The organism is Salibacterium salarium, from assembly GCF_030813635.1.
GTDB lineage: Bacteria > Bacillota > Bacilli > Bacillales > Marinococcaceae > Salibacterium > Salibacterium salarium.
Genome location: NZ_JAUSUM010000009.1, coordinates 1 through 1,104 on the forward strand (window position 1 = coordinate 1; position 1,104 = coordinate 1,104).

6 tRNA genes and 1 rRNA gene are annotated in these 1,104 nt (G+C 43.2%); all 7 read left to right on the forward strand.

What is annotated here, in order from left to right:
- Positions 1 to 97, forward strand: a 5S ribosomal RNA gene (rrf, locus tag J2S78_RS17020); the annotation flags it as partial.
- 10 nt (positions 98 to 107) lie between these two features.
- Positions 108 to 183: transfer RNA gene (locus tag J2S78_RS17025), tRNA-Val, on the forward strand.
- A 7-nt stretch (positions 184 to 190) separates the two neighbouring features.
- Positions 191 to 266 (forward strand) — tRNA-Thr (locus tag J2S78_RS17030).
- Between the two features lie 153 nt (positions 267 to 419).
- Positions 420 to 495 (forward strand) — tRNA-Lys (locus J2S78_RS17035).
- Positions 496 to 670: 175 nt separating this feature from the next.
- Positions 671 to 745 (forward strand) — tRNA-Gly (locus tag J2S78_RS17040).
- Positions 746 to 752: 7 nt separating this feature from the next.
- Positions 753 to 829: transfer RNA gene (locus J2S78_RS17045), tRNA-Arg, on the forward strand.
- Between the two features lie 29 nt (positions 830 to 858).
- A tRNA-Ala gene (locus tag J2S78_RS17050) sits at positions 859 to 934 on the forward strand.
- Positions 935 to 1,104: the final 170 nt, after the last annotated feature.

A 1,104-nucleotide genomic window follows, 5' to 3' on the forward strand; every position in this document is an offset into this window, starting at 1 on the left:
GGTTCCACCCGTTCCCATGCCGAACACGGAAGTTAAGCTCTTTAGCGCCGATGATAATGAAGGGGCAACCCTTTGTGAAAGTAGGACGTCGCCAGACTGTATCTAGTGGAGGGTTAGCTCAGCTGGGAGAGCATCTGCCTTACAAGCAGGAGGTCGGCGGTTCGACCCCGTCACCCTCCACCATAATCATGCCGGTCTAGCTCAATTGGCAGAGCAACTGACTTGTAATCAGTAGGTTGGGGGTTCAATTCCTCTGGCCGGCACCATTTTCAATAACTTAATGAGTGATATTTTAAATACCATTATTATATTTGCAGAGAGAATATAGTTTGCATAGATAGTGAAAGGTTTTATCTCTGTAAAATATTTTATAGTGGTTATTTTTGTTTGTTAAGTTTTCGAAGTATATTTAAAATTAGGAGCCATTAGCTCAGTTGGCAGAGCATCTGACTTTTAATCAGAGGGTCGGAGGTTCGAATCCTCCATGGCTCACCATTTGAAAAAAGGTGTATATAGGATTCTCACCTACGGTTCCCCATGCAGCAGGGAAGATTATTCGAAGAAGAAGCAGGACTAGCTGCGCATCGGAATCCTCCATGGCTCACCATTTAACCTGAAAGTTATATAATGTTATAGCTAACATGTAACATCAAGTTGAAATAATAATAACGCGGAAGTAGTTCAGTGGTAGAACATCACCTTGCCAAGGTGGGGGTCGCGGGTTCGAATCCCGTCTTCCGCTCCATTCGTTAGCGCCCGTAGCTCAATTGGATAGAGCGTCTGACTACGGATCAGAAGGCTAGGGGTTCGACTCCTCTCGGGCGCACCAGTTAAAAAACAATGAATATACAACACTACGGGGCCTTAGCTCAGCTGGGAGAGCGCCTGCCTTGCACGCAGGAGGTCAGCGGTTCGATCCCGCTAGGCTCCACCAAAAAAATAATTAAATATATTGTTGACTTATTATTATCAACTTGTTATTATATTACTTGTCGCTTTAATAAGAGCGAAGTTGTTCTTTGAAAATTGAATGAAAGTCAAGCGTCTGTCAATTCAAGCAACAAATATCGATTCAATATTGATTGAATCAATCAGTTAGAATCA